We start from the raw sequence: 18564 nt of genomic DNA, 5'->3' as shown, positions 1-18564 counted from the left end.
CCATTTTTGCTGCCAGCGGTGCATGTCGTAACGCATAGAACCTCGAGAATGCGGGCCCGCAGGATCTTTCTGTAGTTCTCATGTCGCTTTGTCTTTTCCAAGAGGCAAATCGGCAGCGCCGTCCAGGCTGCTTATTTGCTCAATGAAACGTAGTCGTGAACCTTGTACGGTGCGGTGTCGGTGAAAGTGGAGAAGAACGTCTGATTCCCTCCCCAGCCCAGGATACTCCGTTCTTGGCGACCCATTGCCAGGTGGCGGTGACCGCAACGGTCTGGCTCGTGGCGCTCTGCCATCAGCTTCACCGAGGGCTTGCTGGTCGCCTTCTTTTCTGCGGCTGTCAACCATTCAACACCGGTTGAGGGCCGTTCCGAGCCGATGACCTCTTTGGCCCGTTCGCTGGTCATGAGCTTGCGGGCGCGCAGTTCAGCTGCGGTGCGGTTGAAATCCTTGTTCGGTTTCCAGGTGGTCAAGAACATTGCTGCTTTGCTTGGCCAATTCGATTTTGGCGGGATCATCCACAGCATCCCCGTGCTTGGGGCCGCTGCTTAGGGAGGGGCTACTGGCAGTTGGTGTCCGCATAGCCGTCATGGGCGGGAAACTGATAGGTTCGGCGTCTGTTCCCGCACTGGTGCATCCGGCCAGCTCTGTAACGCGTGCCGCCACCAGGGCGAGGCTCATGAGTTTGGGGGGTCTTTGGATGTTCACTTTTTGCTGTCGAAGGATCGATACCGGGTCATAGGTATTGCCGTTGTTGATTGCTGGGCGGTCGAAACCTGAAGTTTTCGGGTTGTTGGTCTGGAGGTGGACGTGGATGCCGCTGGAATTGCCGGTAGCACCCGGTTTGCCCAGCGGTTTTCCCTTCTCACCACATCCCCGGTTTTGACCAGCAGGGAGTGACCTTGGGCTTCGTGGAACTCGAATTCCGAATACAATGCTTCGGTCAACTGGGCGACGATGTAGTTGCCATTGGAGTCGTAGAGCTTGTCGATCTTGCCGACTCTGACATACGTGATTTTCATGTCCGTGGGATCGTGGAAGTAGGGGTCTGATCCTGCCAGGTAAACGCCTTCCTGCATCATCAGGAAAGGCATGCCACAGCAGCTGGCCAGCGGGCACGCACGCGGCCCGAATGGAGAGGTCATCCTCGAATTGGGCATGAGGTGTGCCCATTCATCCGCTTCCAGGTCACCAAAGTTGAAACCACCAGGGGCTTCGCAGGTTGAGGAATAGCCCTGCTGCGGGGTCTGCTGAGGGTTTGGTTGACACGAAGGTTTATTCTGCCAGAGCGACAGACTCGAACATTGTAGCCTCGAACTGGCTCGCGGTCATTTTCCCCAAAACCTCGTCGCCTGCTCTTGCGGTTATACCTCCCCTCCAGGTACCCAACAATGGCCAGACGAAGTTCCTGGCGGGAGGACCACCAGCGACGGTCCAACACGTTCTTCTGCAGCATGTTGAAGAACGACTCCATAGCCGCATTGTCACCAGCTGCCCCAACCCTGCCCATCGAACCAACCAGCCCCTGACGCTCGAGAGCCTGGGTGAATTTCCTGGATCTGAATTGGCTGCCACGGTCGCTGTGAACTGTGACCCCACACGGATGGCCTCGGTGCGCCACTGCCATTTCCACGGCGTTGACAGCCAGTTGGACGTTAATCCGCGAATCCATTGAATAGCCAACGATTCGGTTGATGAAGACGTCTTTGATCGCGCATAGGTATAGCTTTTCCTCACTCGTGTGGTGCTCGATGATATAGGTCAACCACAACTGGTTGGGCCGCTCGGCGGTGAAGTTCCGCTGCACTAAGGTCATCATGCACCACAGGGCCTGCCGGAACGTGCTTGCGCTTGTGTTGACTGATCACTAAGCGGATTGCAGCCTCACGACACAGCCTCCACACCCGCCGCTCAGAGACGGGGCTCTTCAGCTACTTGTAATACGCCTGGGTGCTGAATCCCAAGACCCGGCGCGTCACCGCCACAGAAATGCGTTTACTGCCTGTTCTGGCGACTAATTCTTGGACGAACGGGCCCAATATATTGGGCAACGGATGTGCGGCTGGGATAAGTAAGCTGCAGCCTTGCGCGGCACTTCGTTCTCCAATTCGAGCTCCCGGATCCGTTTGAGAGCCTGGATCATTTCTTTGCATTCGTCAGCATCGGAGGATGGGGCGAATCCGTGGGATTGGTAGCGGGCATCGCGAACCCAAGTTTGCAGTGCTGTCTTTGAGACTCACAGATCCGCAGCGACTTGCTTCTGCGACATCACTGATTCGACGGGAGCGACTGCGGCCTTCTTGAATTCTTCGGTGAAGATTCTTGGCATGGCTTTTGTTCCTTCGTTTGCGCATAACCAAAGCTTGGTCATGCGGTCGAAGTGTCAACCAAACCCTCAGCACACCGTATGCCCCGGTGCAAGCACCACCGCGGCATGGAGTTGCGGGTCTCGGGCTAGCAGCAGGGAAATCTTCTCGAGTTCTTCCAGCACCTCGAATGGCCGCTCCGAGAAATCATGGACGGCACCCTTCCGGTCCCCATCCAGGATTTCGCGAACCAGATCCGCCCGGTTTCGGGCGCTGCGCGCACCAGCAAGAGGCGTGGCAAGGCCGGGTGCACCCGGGTTGCTTCAACCACCGCTATACCTCCAGCCCGTTATCGCGTGGGCCAAGCCAAGTGCGGCCCTGCATGGGCTTGAGACTACCAATCTCGTCTTTGACTAACTATCCCGTTGCGTCCGGCCGAATCCCTGTCTTCATCTGCTGTCCTCTAAACCGCGCTTCAAGGCCCCGGTCCGGCGCAGGTCCCCGAGCGCCGAAAGCACTTCAACCCGCGGTGCTGGAAGTTTCCGGGTACCGCTTGCTGGACTCGGAGCCTCATCACGCTCGGCCGGACGCTGATCAGCTGGAGTGCCGTTGGCATGACGGCGCCAATGGGCATAGGTCTTGAGCCCGAAGGCAAGGAGCACAGCCATGAGGATTGCGCCGAAGACCAGCGACGCCTGGACCACTTCGCCCAACGCCAGATCGTCGACTTCTTTGCTCATTATCGAAGCAGCAGTAATCGCGTTCATACCCATTTCCTGTATTCAGAGTGACGGCTGCTCTATCCCCATAGTGCTGACAGTCTATGAGCTGGGCAGCCCAATCCTTTAACGCCACATCCAATCGATACCTGTTTGTTATGCGCCAGGGAAATAGCCTGCGTACCACCGGTGAATACACTGCGAATCTGTGGTGGCCAAAGCACGCCGGGGCTATTATTGCCCACGGCGCAGCAGAGCCCCCGTCCTGCGGACAGGGGCTTTGCGAGGTACCGGTTCCTAGCTCTCGCGGCGGATCAGCTGACCCGTTGGATTCTGGAAATCCACATCGGTCCCGGCAATGATGGACCGGCGGACTACGCCGTTCAGGGTCTTGCCCTGGTACGGGGAGATCGGGTTCTTGTGGTGCAGCTTCTGGACGTCCACCTCGAAGGTGTCCTCCGGAGCGAAGACCGCGAAGTCCGCGTCCTTGCCTACCTCGATGCTGCCCTTGGAGCCCAGTCCGGCAAGCTTCGCGGGATTCAGGCCCATCCACTGCACGACCTGTTCCAGCTTCAGTCCGCGCTTCTTCGCCTCGCTCCAGATCAGCGGCAGCCCCAGCTGCAGCGACGCCACCCCGCCCCAGGCCACGCCGAAGTCGCCGTTCTCCACATCCTTGAGGTCAATGGTGGACGGGGAATGGTCCGAAACGATGCAGTCGATGATGCCTTCCTCCAGGCCCTTCCACAGCAGCTCGCGGTTGTCGTTCTCGCGGATCGGAGGGCAGCATTTGAAGGCTGTGGCGCCGTCGGGGATGTCCTCGGCCAGCAAGGTCAGGTAGTGCGGGCAGGTTTCCACGGTGAGCAGCACGCCCTCGGCCTTCGCCTCGCGGATCATCTGGAGCGCATCCGAGCTGGACAGGTGCAGCACGTGGGCGCGCACTCCGGTTGTGCGGGCGCGTTCGATCACCTGCGCGATGGCGGTGTTCTCGGCATCGCGCGGGCGCGAGTCCAGGAAGCCGGCGTACTTGCCGCCCACCGGTTGCGGGGAGTTGCCGATGATATCGGAGTCCTCAGCGTGCACGATCATCAGCGAGTCGAAGGACGCCAGTTCGGCCATGTCCTCTTCCATCTCGCCAACACTCAGGGACGGGAACTCGTCGACTCCAGAATGCAGCAGGAAGCATTTGAAGCCGAAGACTCCGGCTTCGTGCAGCTCGCGCAGATCCTTCTTGTTGCCCGGGATGGCACCGCCCCAGAAGCCGACGTTGACATAGGCGTTCTTGGAAGCGGCCGCGCGCTTGATTTCCAGCGCTTCGAGGTTCACCGTGGGCGGGATGGAGTTCAGCGGCATGTCCACGATGGTGGTCACCCCGCCGGCAGCGGCGGCCTTGGTCGCCGACTCGAACCCTTCCCATTCGGTGCGGCCTGGCTCGTTCACGTGCACATGGGTATCAACGAGTCCGGGCAGCAGGACCTCATCGGAGGCCACCTCGATGACGCGCTCTGCGGCCAGTCCAGCACCCAATTCCTGCACGGCGACGATCTTTCCGTCGCGCACGCCGATTTCGCGCGGGCCAATGCCCTGCGTGGTCAGCACTTGCTGGCCTCGCAGCACCAGGTCATAGGTGGTTCCGGTGGCGGTCGGGGACGATGTGCGGCCAACAGCTTCGTTGATGCTCATGAGGTGTTCCTACTCGTTAATTGCTAGGTGTTCTTGGGGCTCGGCAGCTCTATGCCAAGTCTAGGTTGTTGTGGCGCGGGGCACACCCGTATTGGTGAACCGGTGCCCCGCGCCAAACTTTGCGGGTTGCAGGTCAGCGACGACTGCCCTTTCACGCACCCACGGTGGCCGAGGCTGCCATCGGCACCAACGCGGTTGGTGCATCGGCGGCGTCCAAAGCCAGGTCTTCGAATTCATTGACTGCATCCAGCTGCGCGCCCATGGCGATGTTGGTGACCTTTTCCAGAATCACTTCCACCACAACTGGCACCTGGTGCTCTTCGGCCAGCGCATTGGCCTGCGCGAATCCGGCAGCCAGCTGGCTCGGATCCTCGACGCGCACGGCCTTGCAGCCCAGGCCCTCGGCGACCTTCACATGGTCCACGCCGTAGCCGTTGGTTTCCGGGGAGTTGATGTTATCGAAGCCCAGGGACACGTGGTAATCCATCTCGAAGGCGCGCTGCGATTGGCGGATCAGTCCGAGGTAGGAGTTGTTGACCACCACGTGCACGTACGGCAGCTTGAACTGGGCGCCGACGGCCAGCTCCTCGATCATGAACTGGAAATCGTAGTCTCCGGAGAGGGCCACGACCTTTTCCCCCGGCTTGCCGCGCACGACGCCCAGGGCGGCCGGTCCGGTCCAGCCCAGCGGGCCGGCCTGTCCGGCGTTGATCCAGTTGCGCGGCTTGTAGACATGCAGCATCTGCGCACCGGCGATCTGGCTGAGCCCGATGGTGGACACGTAGGTAGTGCCCTGGCCGAAGGCGGCGTTCATTTCCTGGTAGACGCGCTGCGGCTTGATCGGCACGTTCTCGAAGTTGGTCTTGCGGTGCCCGGTGGACTTGCGGGCCGTGGCCTCGTTGGCCCAGGCCGAGTAGTCCGGCAGGGTGCCGGCGGCCTTGCGCTCGCGCACGACTTCCAGGATGGCTTCGATGGCGGCCCCGGCATCCGAGGTGATTCCCAGGTCCGGGGAGAACACCCGGCCGATCTGCGTGCCTTCGATATCCACGTGGATGAATTTGCGTCCGGCGCGGTAGGTGGCCAGATCCCCGGTGTGGCGGTTGGCCCAGCGGTTGCCCAGGCCCAGCACCATATCCGATTCCAGGAAGGTCTGGTTGCCGTACTTGGTGTGGGTCTGGATGCCGACCATGCCCGACTGCAGGCGGTGGTCATCCGGGATGGCGCCCCAGCCCATCAGGGTCGGGGAGACCGGGATGTCCAATTCCTCGGCGAGTTCGACCAGCTGCGCGCTGGCGTTGGCGTTGATCACGCCGCCGCCGGCGATGATGATCGGCTTGCTTCCGGAGAGCAGCAGGTCCACGATCTTCTCGGCCTGGCCGCGCGTGGCCTTCGGCTTTTCCACCGGCAACGGCTCGTAGGCATCGATGTCGAAGTCGATCTCGGCCATCTGCACGTCGATCGGCAGGTCGATCAGGGCCGGGCCCGGGCGGCCCGAGCGCATGATCTGGAAAGCCTTGGCGAAGGTGCCCGGAACCAGTCCCGGCTCCAGCACGGTCGAGGCGTACTTGGTCACCGGCTTGGCGATGGACTCGATGTCCACGGCCTGGAAGTCCTCCTTGTGCAGCACATTGGTCGGGGCCTGCCCGGTGATGCACAGCATCGGGATGGAGTCGGCGATCGCGGCGTACAAGCCGGTGATCATGTCGGTGCCGGCAGGACCGGAGGTGCCCAGGCACAGGCCGATCTTGCCAGTGGCCCGCGAGTAGCCGTCGGCGGCGTGGCTGGCCCCCTCGACGTGGCGGTGCAGGGTGTGGCGGATGCCGCCGTGAGCCTTCATGGCCGAGTACAGCGGGTTGATCGCGGCTCCTGGCAGGCCGAACGCCTCGGTGGCGCCCTCCTTGGCCAGGATCTGGACGACGGCGTCGATTGCGCGCATCTTAGGCATGGGAATACGTCCTTTGGAACGAGAAGAAGAAAAGAAGGATACCTACGGCGGGAAGCCAAGGTGCATGAGTCACCACAACGCCGCTTCCTTGAGCACCAGCTAGCGGCGATGAACTGGAACAAAGCCCATTGCGCAGCGGATACGGCGCGTCGGGCCCCTGCCGTGTACCAGGGGTCCGGCGGCACCGGAGCGTAGCCGGTATTGCGCGGCCGCTAGCTGAAGAAGCGGGTTACCTAGTTGTCCCCGCCGTAGGAAGATTTGGTGGTGCTAGGCAGGGACCGGGGCGTCGATCTTTCCGGCCAGGCGCTGCACCCCGCGGAAGAGGCCCGAATGGTCCAGCGCCCCGTCGCCGGAAGCCACGGTGGAGGTGACCAGCTGGGCGACCAGTGCGCCCAGGGGCAGCACGACGCCTGCTTCGCGGGCCGCGGAGGTCACGATGCCCATGTCCTTGTTGTGCAGGGCCAGGCGGAAGCCCGGGGCGAATTCGCGGTCCAGGATCTTCTGGGCCTTCTGGTCAAGCACCTTGGAGCCGGCCAGGCCGCCGCCGAGGACCTTGATGGCCGCGTCGGTGTCCACGCCATAGGCCTCGAGGAAAAGCACGGCTTCGGAGAGCGCCTGGATGTTGGCGGCGACGATCAGCTGGTTGGCGGCCTTGACCGTCTGCCCCGAGCCCGACGGGCCCACCAGCACGATGGTCTTGCCCATAGCTTCCAGGACCGGGGCGGCAGCCTCGAAGTCGGCCTGCTCGCCACCGACCATGATGGACAGCACGCCCTCGATGGCCCCTGCTTCGCCGCCGGAAACCGGGGCATCGAGCGGGCGCAGTCCGGCGTCGCGGGCCGCGGCCGCAAGCTCGACGGCCACGTCGGGACGGATCGAGGAGTTGTCGATCCACAGCGCTCCGGCCTTCGCGTTGGCGAAGACGCCCTCTGCGCCGAGGGTGACGGCTTGGACGTCCGGGGAATCCGGGACCATGGTGATGACCACGTCCGCATTGGCCACGGCTTGCGTGATGGAGGCGGCCTTGGTTCCGCCAGCGGCGGCCAGCTCATTGCCGGCCTTGTCGCTGCGGTTGTAGCCGGTGACATGATAGCCGGCGTTGACCAGGTTCTTGGCCATCGGCAGGCCCATGATGCCCAGTCCGATGAAGGCGATGTTCTGCGACATGTGATTCTCCAAAAATTCTTGTGCGAAAAGGTGTTCTCTAGACTGCGGCGCTGCTGCTGGCGTTCTGGAGCCAGTCGAAGGCGGTGGCCGCTTCCTGCTTGTACTCCAGGGCGACGTTGCCGGTGTAGCCCAACTCGCGCGAGCGCTTGATCCAGTCCTGCAGCGGCAGGTCCCCGGTGCCCGGAGCTCCGCGGCCCGGTGCATCGGCGATCTGGATATGGCCGAAGTCCTTGGCATGCGCTTCAATGACGGCGGCGACGTCATCGCCGTTGACTGACAGGTGGTAGAAGTCGGCCAGCAGCGCGATGTTCCCTTGGCCCTGGGCCTTGACAGCCTCGACGACTGCAAGCGCCTGGGCCGCAGTTTTCAGCGGGTAGGCTTCCGTGCCGGAGACCGGCTCGATCAGCACGGTGCCGCCGACCTTGGCCACGCCCTGGGCCGCGGACACCAGGTTCTCCAAGGCCAGCGCATCCTGGGCCGCCGGGTCGGCGCCCTCGATGCGGTTGCCGTACAGGGCGTTGAAGGCCTTGCAGCCGGTAGCTTCGGCGATGGCCACGACGGCGTCGACATTGTCCTTGAATTCGGACTCGCGCCCCAGCCATGAAACCAGTCCGCGGTCGCCTGCCGGCATGTCGCCGGCGAAGAAGTTCAATCCGTCCAGCTGGACGCCCGCGTTGGCCAGCGAGGCGAGAAATTCGTCGACCTGCTTGCCGGAGGGTGCGGCTTCGCCAAATGGCCACCAGAATTCGACGCTGTCGAAACCCGCCTGCTTGGCGGCATCCGCGCGCTGCAGCAGCGGCAACTCGGTGAGGAGGATCGAGCAGTTCAGAGTGTAGGACACTGGATTTCCCTTCAAGAACATCTTCCAAAGATTCCGCTTTATGGAAGTTAGCTTTTGCTTTATGAAAACTCTAGGACGAGACGCCAATCACTGTCAAGAAGGTTTCGGGACGAAGTGCCGATGCGCGCAGAGTCGCACAGAAGTGCGCTGCAGTGGCATCAGGACAGGAATGGCGCCCGGTGCGATCCTGATAAAAGCAGGCTCATCAGCGGATTCCGGGAATGGAATAAAAGGCTCCGGAATCCGGCCAAAATACCATCTGGTGAAATTATCATTTTCTATTGCGGGAATGTGATCCAGTGCATACAGTGGTGGTTACTCACCTGGCACATATCTCGGAGTGACTTCCTAGCTCAGGAGCAGCCATGCTTTTTCCACCGTGCATCACGCACAGCGCACAGCGGCTTGCCGTTGCGCCGCGCCCGGCCATGCCGCTTCTCGGCTCGCCGGCCGAGTTCTACGTTAATTTCGGACAGCCGATCTACCCGTAAGCGGGCCCGCCTACCTGTCCTGCGTCCCCGCAGGCAGGCACGGGCCGTTCCCCTGAACGCTCCGCTTCCCCAGATCTGTCATCTTCCCTTGCCGCAGTGCGCCCGAATGCGCCTGCCCGGATGCATGACCCTTTGACAAGGATGTCCATCATGTCGCAAAAGACCCCTGAAATGGTGCCCGAGGCCGCACCGCAGGAAAACCGGCCCGCTATCGACCGGGCCAATCCCTTCGAGTTGAGCGCGTCGCTCTACAACCAGGACCTGGCACCAACCACCCGCTCCGGGCGCACCTGGAGCTCTTACAGCATCTTCACCCTGTGGGCCAACGACGTGCACTCGCTGGGCAACTACACCTTCGCCATCGGGCTCTTCGCGCTGGGCATGAGCGGCTGGCAGATCCTCGGCGCGCTGGGCATTGGAGCGGTCCTGCTCTTCGCGCTGCTGAACTTCTCGGGGTTCATGGGCGAGAAAACCGGTGTCCCTTTCCCGGTGATGAGCCGCATCGCCTTCGGCATCAACGGCGCCCAGATTCCCGCGCTGCTGCGCGGGGCCGTGGCCATTGCCTGGTTCGGCATCCAGACCTACCTCGCCGCCCAGGTCCTCGCCGTCATGGTGATTGCCGTGGCCCCGGGGTCCGCAGCCCTGGAGCAGACCAGCTTCCTGGGACTGAACGCCCTGGGCTGGATCTGCTTCGTCGCCCTCTGGGCGGTGCAGCTGGTCATCGTCAGCTACGGCATGGAGATGATCCGCAAGTACGAGGCCTTCGCTGGCCCGGTCATCCTGGCCACCTTCCTGGGCCTGGCCATCTGGATGCTCTTCGAATCGGGTTTCAACGTCTCGATGAGCACCGGCGAATCGAAGACCGGCATCGAGATGTGGACCGCGATGTTCGGCGCAGCCGCCCTGTGGGTCTCGATCTACGGCACCTTCGTCCTGAACTTCTGCGACTTCACCCGTGGCGCATCCTCCAAGAAGGCGATCGTGAAGGGCAACTTCTTCGGCATCCCGCTGAACATGATGTTCTTCGGCGCCATCGTGGTGGTCCTGACCGGTACGCAGTTCTCCATCAACGGCCAGGTCATCACCTCGCCGTCGGATATTGTGGGCGCGATCCCGAACACCTTGCTGCTATTGCTGGCCTCCGCCGCCCTGCTGGTGCTGACCATCGCGGTGAACCTGATGGCCAATTTCGTGGCACCGACCTACGCATTGACCAACCTGCTCCCGAAGAAGCTGAACTTCCGCACCGCCGCACTGATCTCCGGAGTCATCGGCCTGGTCATCCTGCCCTGGAACTTGTACAACTCCCCCGAGATCATCAACTACTTCCTGGGCGGCCTGGGCGCGCTGCTCGGCCCGCTGTTCGGCATCATCATGGCCGACTACTGGCTGATCCGCAAAGCCCGGATCAACGTCATGGACTTGTACCGCTCGGATGCCGAAGGCACCTACTACTTCACCCGCGGCGTGAACTACCGGGCCGTCGGGGCACTGGTGATCAGCTCGGTGATCGCACTGGTGCTGGCCTTCGTCCCCGCCTTGCACGTGGTCGGCCCGTTCGCCTGGTTCCTGGGTTCGGGCGCCGGCGCCTTGGCCTACCTGGCCTTGGCCAAGCGCCAGCACGATCTGGCAGACATCGATGGCGAGCCGATCGCCGTGGCACCAACCCATTAGGACAACTCATGCGCATTCTGATCCTGAACGTCAACACCACGCAGTCCATGACCCGCGCCATCGGGGATTCCGCACGGCAGGTCGCCTCGCCCGGCACCGAGATCGTCGAGCTGACCCCGGATTTCGGGGCGGACTCCTGCGAAGGCAATTTCGAAAGCTATCTGGCGGCCATCGCCGTAATGGACAAGGTGGTCCGCTACACCGAGCCATTCGACGCGGTCATCCAAGCAGGCTACGGCGAGCACGGCCGCGAGGGCCTGCAGGAACTGCTGGATGTCCCGGTCGTGGACATTACCGAAGCCGCCGCCTCCACGGCGCAATTCCTCGGCCACAAGTATTCGGTGGTCACCACGCTGGACCGCACGGTGCCGCTGATCGAGGACCGGCTGAAACTGGCCGGCCTGACCGACCGGCTCGCCTCGGTGCGCGCCAGCGGGCTGGGCGTGCTGGAACTGGAATCCGATCCGCAGCGCGCGGTAGCGGCCATCGTCGAGCAATCCCGCCAGGCCGTGGAGCACGACAAGGCCGAAGTGATCTGCCTGGGCTGCGGCGGCATGGCCGAGCTGGAGGAACAGGTGCGGCTGGCCACCGGCGTGCCAATTGTTGATGGCGTGCGCGCAGCGGTGACCATCGCGGAGTCGCTGGTCCGCATGGGGCTGAGCACCTCCAAGGTGCGCACCTACGCTCCCCCGCGGCCCAAGACCGTGACCGGCTTTCCCATGACTCCGGCGGCCGTCGTTCCGGCGGGTCTCTGAATGCCAAGCCAAATGGCAGGCTCAGCCCAGCGCGCTCACAGTCAGCCGTCCTAGAGTTATAAGTACCTCATGAAGGTGCGAGTGATGACAAAAGGAAACCCCGGTGCTTCGGCACCGGGGTTTTCTTCTTGCCCTGCTCTCCATCGAGGACCGGATTGGCCTAGGAGAATTCAGGCACCTTCGGCAAAGCCATGTTCTTCGAGAAGAACTCGGCCAGTTCCGCGCGGGCAGTCAACGGCAAGACCTGGGCGACATACATGTCCGGGCGGACGACAACCAGGGCTCCGGCCCGGTCGATCTTGCGCTCGGTGAAGATATCCTGATGCGGGATCGCGGCATAGACCTTCTCCCAGTCGGTGATCTGGACCTGGCCCACCTTCGGCAGGAACAGCCGTGGCACCTTGTTGATTTCCACCTCATGGTAGTCCTGCTGGTAGATCACCTTGGCGTCGAATACGCTGTCGATGTCTTGGCCCTCAGCGGTGTACGCGGTAATTGGCGAATCGGCAGAATTCTCCAGCCATTGCGCCAGCTGTTCGAGCTCTTGCCCCGATTCGTCGGCAAAGGCGTAGAGCCTCCAGCGCCCATCGGCACGGAAGTGGTGCCCGAGCTGCACCGTGGTGGTATCGCAGACGCGGGAGACCTGCGCGGATTTGAAGCGCATGCCCACCGGGAAGCCTTCGGCCAGCTTCTGGTGCGCGGTCCCGCCGGTCAGCGTGGACAGCTCGTACTTGGTGTCGAAGCCGCCGGGGAAGTTGGCGGTCTTCACGAAGAAGTCGATGATCTCGTGCGGGCCTTCCATTTCCTCCGGGCTGCGCGACATCATCGCAGACCATTCCTTGTCGTAGTCGATGAGCTTCTGCGCAACATCCTGGCGCTCTTCGTTATAGGTCTTCAACAGCGACTCGTCGCTGCGCCCGGTGAGCACCTGGCCCAGCTTCCAGGACAGGTTCCACCCGTCCTGGATGGAAACGTTCATGCCCTGGCCGGCCTTGGCGCTATGCGTATGGCAGGCATCGCCGGCGATGAACACATGCGGGTTCAGCGATGGATCATTTTTCGCGGCGACATCATCGAAGCTCTGGGCCACCGAGTGGCGCACCTCGTAGATGCTGAACCAGGTCACCTCGCGCACATCCACCGAGTACGGGTGCAGGATGCGGTTGGCGCGGGCGATGGCTTCTTCCGCGGTGGTGGCGCGGACCTGCGCCCGGTTCTGGTCGTTCGGGGTATCCAGCGACACGTAGAAGCGAGTCAGGAAGCCGCCTTCGCGGGGAATCAGCAGGATGGATCCGTCTTTGTCGGACTGGATGCCGCTGCGCGTGCGGAAGTCCGGGAAGTCGGTGTTGGCCAGCATGTCGATCACTGCCCAGGCCTGGTCGGCAGGGTCGGTGACCACCTCGACGTCGATGCAGCTGCGCACCTTGCTCCGCGCGCCGTCGCAACCGACAACATACTTGGCGCGCACCGTGCGCTCGATGCCGTGCTCGTCATTGATGCGGACTTCTACCGGATACTCGCCGGAATCGTGGACCACCAGGTCCAGGAATTCGACACCGTAGTTGATGTTGATGCGGGCCGGGCCGTTTTCTGCGCGCTCTGCGAAGTAGTCGATCACGCGGGCCTGGTTGACGGTGAGGATCGGGAATTCGCTGACATATGCCGGCGGATCATCAGCACGGGCGCCACGGGCAATTTCGGCAGGGTTCTGCGGATGCGGACCCCAGAAGCTCATCTCGCGCATGTGCGCTGCCTCGTGCGCGATCTCGTCGTAGAACTCGAAGGCCTGGAAGGTTTCGCAGCTGCGCGGGAACAGGCCGTCGGCGCGGCCCGCGGCCAGCCGCTCCGGGCGGGCTTCGATGATGCGGGTGTGGACCTCGGGATACTCGGTCAACTGGGCGGCCTGGACGATGCCGGCCGGTCCGGCACCGACAATGAGCACATCCATCGTCTCGGGCAGTTCAGCAGTACGGTTCAGTCCCGTACCTTCTGCATTCCTGATACGAGGGTTGCGGCCGACATATCCGTCGTGGTGGTACTGCATCCTGGAGCTCCTTAGCTGGGTCGCATGATCTTCAAGCAGGAACTGCACTGTCGCTGCCGATCATCCGGAAAAGTTCTTCATGCCCGCTTGATTGTGATGCGGAACACGTTGAGGACTAGTAGCAAGCCTGCGCCCTTCTGCGGGGAAGCACCACGTGAATCTTCCACCCAGCGGAAGCCTTCTTTTAAATCTCCATGTATCGTATTTGACCTGGGGTTCCAATGATTCCAAGGCGCTTTCCACGGCCAGCGCCGCGGCCAGAAAAGGGCAGCAGGGCGTCCCGGGCCATCTGGCCCGGGACACCCTGCTGCGCTGCTTGCCGGCCGGTGTTCTTGCTAGCGGACCTGGCGATGGATGGACTTGTAGCTCAGGTACGCCGAGAGGCCCTCGGGCCCGTATTCGGCGCCCAGGCCGGAGTCATGGCGCCCGCCAAATGGCGCCGCATGGTTCGAGGCGAAGAAGTTGATGCCCACACTGCCCGAATCGATCCGGTCAGCGACCTGCACCGCATGCTGCTCGTCGGCACCGAAGACCAGGCCGCCCAACCCGAATTCGGTGTTATTCGCCAGGGCAATGCCCTCGGCTTCATCCTGGTACTTGAGCACGGTGATCACCGGTCCGAAGATTTCCTCGCGCGATATCCTCATGTCCGGGGTGACACCGGCAAAAACGGTTGGCTCGATGAAATATCCGCCGGCCAGCTCGGCCTCCATCATGGCCTTGCGGCCACCGGTCACCGCCTGCGCGCCTTGCGCATGGCCCGATGCGAGGTACTCCAGGACCGTCTCGTACTGGCTCCCGTTGGCCGAAGGGCCGAACACCGTGCCGGCCTGCAACGGGTCCCCTTGGGTTCCTGCGGAAATCGTTGCGCGCACCGTCTCCACGACGTCGTCGTAGCGCTGCGCTGGGGCCAGGATCCGGGTGGAGATGTAGCACGTCTGCCCGGTATTGCGCATGCACGAGCGGATCAGCCGCGAACTGAGCACCTCCAGATCGGCATCCGGCAGCACCAAGGCGCTGGACTTGCCGCCCAGTTCCAAGGTGACCGGCCGCAGCAGCTCGCCGCAGGCCGCGGCGATCTTGCGCCCCACCGGCGTGGACCCGGTGAATGCGACCTTGGAGACCAGCGGATGGCGAACCAGTTCATCGCCCATGCGCCCCGGCCCGGTGACCAGGTTGGCGACGCCCGCTGGCACTCCGGCGGCAGCCATGGCATCCATGATGATGCGGAAGGACAGCGGTGTTGGCGAAGCTGGTTTCATGACCACGGTGCACCCTGCCAGCAAGGCCGGGGCCAGCTTGATCACCATCAGGTTGATGGGGAAGTTCCAAGGGGCAATCAGCGCGCAGACCCCCACCGGATCACGGCGGACCAGGGATTCCCCGGACCCGTTCGGGAATGGGCGCAGGTCCTCGTTTTCCAGCAATGGAGCCAGCGTTGCGAAGTAGCGGAAGATTCCGGCGGCATTGGCGGCCGCTCCCCCGGTTTCAGAAATCGGGGAGCCGTTTTCCAAGGTATTGGTTAGCGACAGCTCGGTGGCCCGGGCCTCCACTTCTTCAGCGATGCGCAGCAGCAAGGCCGCACGATCCGAAGGCGAGTAGCTTCGCCACGGCTCACCGCGGAAAGCGGCGTGCGCGGCACCCACCGCGCGGTCGACGTCCTGGCTGGTGCCTGCCGGGACCGAGCCCCATACTTGCCCAGTGGCCGGATCGGTGACCTCGATGCGCCCGGTTCCCGCAGAGCCAACCCATCCCCCGTCAATGAAATGCGTATCGACATGGCGGTACGGGATCGCCAAGCTGTCGCGGGTGCTTGCGGCCGCGCTCATCGCAGGGCCTTGGTCCGCAGCAGCGACCGGGAGCGGGCCAGGTCAGCGGTGGCCATGGCCACGGCCGCCTCGGTGATCAGCTCCGGGATGATCTCGGTTTCCAGCCGGTCGGTGTAGGTGCTCGGGTCCTGGCCGAACCAGCCCGACGCCAGTGCGATGCCCGCCTGGTCGAAGCGCCACAGCCGATCCGCGTCGCGCATCAGCGCATCCTCCAGCGAATAGGCCACCGCACGGGTGTCATGCCCATCGATGATCGCGCAGACGGCCTCGACGAACTGCGCGCCATAGCCCAGCGGCGGCAGCACGCGCCGGGCCACTTCGCAGCCCTCGCGCTCGTGCTCGTAGCGGATGTCCGCCTTGCGCCAGTCGCCGCGGAAGCCGTCGGAGATGATCTTTTCTTCATCCACGTGGGCCCAGCCGGTGTCGTGCAGCAGGGTGGAAACCAGCACCAGGGTGCGGTCCGCTTCCGGATAGGCGTCGCACAGGCGACGGGCGAAGGACAGCGAAATCGGCAGGTGGATGTCGTTGCCGCGGGCACGGGTTTCCGGTTCCACCGCGGCCCAGATCTTATCCAGTTCACCGTCGAAGTGCTCATCCAGGGCAATGGGCCTGGTGTTGATGGAGCCCTGCGCAGGCAGTGGCCGGGTCTCGTTCAGAGTGGTCATGATGTCCTCAGGCAATCAGGGTCTTGAGTTGGACAGCGGCATCGGCGCCAGCTTGCGGGTCGATGTTCTTCCCGGCCGCCAGGGCCTGCTTTACCGCCATGAAATCCAATGGCGCGTTCACGCAGTCGGCCGCGATGATCTGGCCTTCGCGGTAGTACAGCACGGTGAATTTCCCCTTCTGGGGTACTTCACGCTTCACCATCTTGTCGAAGCCCATGGACAGGCCGGCGATCTGCAGTTTCATGTCGGCCTGGTTGGACCAGAACCATGGGATGCCGGCGTAGGCTTCGCGCTGGCCCATCAGGGCGTAGGCGGCCACCTTGGCGTGCTCCACGGCGTTGTTCACCGATTCCAAGCGGATCCGCTCGCCTTCAGGGGCGCCGGGCACCGGGTTGGGCATATTGGCCACGTCGCCGACTACCAGCGTGTGGCCATCCGAAGCCAGGGCCGCGTGGTCGACGACGATGCCGTTATCGATGCGCAGGCCGAGTTTTTCGCCGAGCTCGGTGTTCGGAATGACGCCGATGCCGACCAGCACGATTTGCGCGTCGATCATTTCCCCGGATTCCAATTCGACGGCGCTCACGTGGCCGCTTGCGCCGTGGATCTTGCGCACCCGGGCGTCGAGGTGGATATCGAGCCCCCGTTCCCGGTGCTTGCGCAGGAAGTAGCTGCTGGTGTCCTCGCCCACGGCGCGGCCCACCAGGCGTGGCCCGTATTCCAGCACGGTGACCTTCTTGCCCATGGCCTGCAGCGAGCTGGCTGCTTCCAGGCCGATGAATCCGCCGCCAATGACCACCACGTCGGTGGCCTTCGGGGCCAGGTCCTTCAGGTGCAGGGCGTCGTCGGCGTTGCGCAGGTACACCACGCCGTGCAGTCCGCTGCCTTCTGCTTCGAAGCGGCGTGGGCGCGCGCCCACCGCCAGCGCCAGACGGGTGTACGGGTAGCGGGTGCCGGAGCTGCCCACTGCGACGCCGGAGCCATCCGCATTGGAGGCGATTTCCTCGATGCGCTCGCCCTTGACCAGGGTGACGTTGTGCTCGTCCCAGTACTCGTTGGAGCGGAAGATCAGCGACTCGCTGCCGATCTTGTCCTGCAGGAATTCCTTGGACAGCGCCGGACGCTGGTAGGGGCGGTGGTCTTCATCCCCGAGCAGCGTGATGTGCTCGTCATAGCCCAGCGCGCGCAGCGAGATCGCTAGCTGGACGCCGGACTGGGAAGCGCCGACAATCAGCAGGCCGGTGGCTGTTTGCGCCTCTGGGGCCGGGGCGCCGGCGGTGGATACGGCGGTTGCGGTTTTCATGGCTACACCTGGGTTTCCGGGGTGGTGACGTTGATCGTTTGCCCTTCGCACATCTTGATCTGGCAGGACAGCCGCGAGTTGTCTTCGCGGTCTTCCGCGGTGCCGTAGAGCATCTCGTCTTCCATCTCGCTCATTGGCTCCAGCGAATCCAGGTCATTCTCGGCAACGAAAACGTGGCAGGTGGCGCAGGATAGCGAGCCGCCGCATTCGCCAACGATGCCTTCGACACCGTTGCGTACAGCGGTTTCCATCACCGAGTCGCCGGTGTTGGCCTCGATGCTGCGTGCATTGCCTTCGAAATCAGTGAAATTTACTGTCGCCATGATGATCACTCCTAATTTGGTGATTGAAGTCTTGTCCGATGAAGCATGAATCAGATGAATTGGCGTCCGCCGTCAACGACGAGCGTTTGCCCGGTGATGAAGGAGGAGTCCTGGCCGGCCAGGAAGAGTGCGGCTCCGACGATATCGGCGGGCTGGCTAGCCCGCTTCAGCGCCCCGCGGTCCACGCCGTAGCTGGCCGCGTCTTCCATCAGCCCCAGGCTTGCTTCGGTGAGGGTGAACCCCGGCGCGATGGTGTTCACGGTGATTTCCCGCCGGCCCAGTTCCTTGGCCATCACCCGGCTCAGGGCGATGACGCCGCCCTTGGAAGCCACGTAGTGGGCCCACTGCTCGGAGCCGGAGTACACGGTGGCGCTGGCCAGGTTGATCACCCGTGATCCGGCGGCCAGGAACGGGGAGACCGCGCGGGTGACCATCCAGGGGCCCTTGAGGTTCACGCCCATGACCTTGTCCCATTCGCCGGGGTCGATGTCCTCGAACAGCGAGCGGGTCACGGTGGCGTAGATCGCGGCGTTGTTGATCAGCACGTCGATGTGCCCGCCAGCGAATTCGGCGGCGCCGTCCGCCATCTTGTCGGTGGATTGCGGGTCGGTGACATTTACTTCGAAGGCCGCGGCCTGCCCGCCGGCCTCGCGAACCAGCTGCACGGTCTGCTCGGTGCCCGCTAGGTCGATGTCGGCGGCGGCTACCCGGTAGCCGCGTTCGGCGAACCCGAGGGCGAAGGCCCGGCCCAGTCCGCCGGCGGCTCCGGTGATCAGCACCGTTGGTGAGCTGCTCATGGATCGTGCCTTTCAACAGAAGAAAAGA

The 18564-nt window shown here is 63.2% G+C and carries 15 protein-coding genes and 1 pseudogene; 2 read left to right on the top strand and 14 right to left on the bottom strand.

Annotated features, from left to right (window positions below):
• Positions 1-131 precede the first annotated feature (131 nt).
• The 8 genes and pseudogenes from ACFVHU_RS14135 to ACFVHU_RS14100 all read right to left on the bottom strand — a co-directional run bounded on the left by ACFVHU_RS14135 (position 132) and on the right by ACFVHU_RS14100 (position 8655).
• Positions 132-476, bottom strand: coding sequence for a hypothetical protein (locus ACFVHU_RS14135; RefSeq protein WP_388024913.1), 345 nt, complete (start codon positions 474-476; stop codon positions 132-134).
• A gap of 225 nt (positions 477-701) precedes the next feature.
• Positions 702-1142 (bottom strand): hypothetical protein, encoded by a 441-nt coding sequence (locus ACFVHU_RS14130; RefSeq protein ID WP_388024912.1) that lies wholly within the window; start codon positions 1140-1142, stop codon positions 702-704.
• Between the two features lie 130 nt (positions 1143-1272).
• A pseudogene (locus ACFVHU_RS14125) lies at positions 1273-2326 on the bottom strand (IS3 family transposase).
• A 426-nt stretch (positions 2327-2752) separates the two neighbouring features.
• Positions 2753-3070: a hypothetical protein gene (locus ACFVHU_RS14120; protein WP_388024910.1), complete on the bottom strand. Its 318-nt coding sequence runs from the start codon at positions 3068-3070 to the stop codon at positions 2753-2755.
• Between the two features lie 249 nt (positions 3071-3319).
• Positions 3320-4702 carry an allantoinase AllB gene (gene allB / locus ACFVHU_RS14115; protein ID WP_388024909.1) on the bottom strand — a complete coding sequence of 461 codons (1383 nt, stop codon included), beginning with the start codon at positions 4700-4702 and terminating at the stop codon, positions 3320-3322.
• 151 nt (positions 4703-4853) lie between these two features.
• On the bottom strand, positions 4854-6647 hold the full coding sequence (gcl, locus tag ACFVHU_RS14110) for a glyoxylate carboligase (RefSeq protein WP_388024907.1): 1794 nt from the start codon (positions 6645-6647) through the stop codon (positions 4854-4856).
• Between the two features lie 267 nt (positions 6648-6914).
• The gene (locus ACFVHU_RS14105; RefSeq protein ID WP_388024906.1) at positions 6915-7826 is read right to left on the bottom strand and encodes a 2-hydroxy-3-oxopropionate reductase; all 912 of its coding nucleotides are present in this window, start codon (positions 7824-7826) and stop codon (positions 6915-6917) included.
• A 25-nt stretch (positions 7827-7851) separates the two neighbouring features.
• Positions 7852-8655 (bottom strand): hydroxypyruvate isomerase family protein, encoded by an 804-nt coding sequence (locus ACFVHU_RS14100; protein WP_388024905.1) that lies wholly within the window; start codon positions 8653-8655, stop codon positions 7852-7854.
• 641 nt (positions 8656-9296) lie between these two features.
• Here ACFVHU_RS14100 and ACFVHU_RS14095 point away from each other — a divergent pair.
• Complete coding sequence (locus tag ACFVHU_RS14095) at positions 9297-10820, top strand: NCS1 family nucleobase:cation symporter-1 (protein ID WP_286134071.1); 1524 nt, start codon at positions 9297-9299, stop codon at positions 10818-10820.
• Between the two features lie 8 nt (positions 10821-10828).
• The gene (locus ACFVHU_RS14090) at positions 10829-11575 is read left to right on the top strand and encodes an aspartate/glutamate racemase family protein (RefSeq protein WP_105656405.1); all 747 of its coding nucleotides are present in this window, start codon (positions 10829-10831) and stop codon (positions 11573-11575) included.
• A gap of 160 nt (positions 11576-11735) precedes the next feature.
• On the opposite strand, the gene ACFVHU_RS14085 is transcribed toward ACFVHU_RS14090, so the two are convergent.
• The 6 genes from ACFVHU_RS14085 to ACFVHU_RS14060 all read right to left on the bottom strand — a co-directional run bounded on the left by ACFVHU_RS14085 (position 11736) and on the right by ACFVHU_RS14060 (position 18536).
• A complete protein-coding gene (locus tag ACFVHU_RS14085; protein WP_388024904.1) occupies positions 11736-13619 on the bottom strand; it encodes an FAD-dependent monooxygenase in 1884 nt (627 codons plus the stop codon).
• A 335-nt stretch (positions 13620-13954) separates the two neighbouring features.
• Positions 13955-15448, bottom strand: coding sequence for an aldehyde dehydrogenase family protein (locus ACFVHU_RS14080; protein ID WP_388024903.1), 1494 nt, complete (start codon positions 15446-15448; stop codon positions 13955-13957).
• Positions 15445-16113, bottom strand: a complete 669-nt coding sequence (locus ACFVHU_RS14075) for an HD domain-containing protein (protein ID WP_388024901.1) — start codon at positions 16111-16113, stop codon at positions 15445-15447. The genes ACFVHU_RS14080 and ACFVHU_RS14075 overlap by 4 nt, the downstream gene beginning before the upstream one ends.
• Positions 16114-16120: 7 nt before the next feature.
• Positions 16121-17416 carry an NAD(P)/FAD-dependent oxidoreductase gene (locus tag ACFVHU_RS14070; protein ID WP_388024899.1) on the bottom strand — a complete coding sequence of 432 codons (1296 nt, stop codon included), beginning with the start codon at positions 17414-17416 and terminating at the stop codon, positions 16121-16123.
• Between the two features lie 2 nt (positions 17417-17418).
• Positions 17419-17739 carry a 2Fe-2S iron-sulfur cluster-binding protein gene (locus ACFVHU_RS14065; RefSeq protein WP_134779181.1) on the bottom strand — a complete coding sequence of 107 codons (321 nt, stop codon included), beginning with the start codon at positions 17737-17739 and terminating at the stop codon, positions 17419-17421.
• A gap of 50 nt (positions 17740-17789) precedes the next feature.
• Positions 17790-18536, bottom strand: coding sequence for an SDR family NAD(P)-dependent oxidoreductase (locus ACFVHU_RS14060; protein WP_388024898.1), 747 nt, complete (start codon positions 18534-18536; stop codon positions 17790-17792).
• Positions 18537-18564: the final 28 nt, after the last annotated feature.

This window comes from Glutamicibacter sp. NPDC127525 (assembly GCF_042672105.1).
Classification (GTDB): Bacteria; Actinomycetota; Actinomycetes; order Actinomycetales; family Micrococcaceae; genus Glutamicibacter.
The sequence above is the reverse complement of the archived record's forward strand: the minus strand, read 5'-3'. Positions and strand labels throughout refer to the sequence as shown.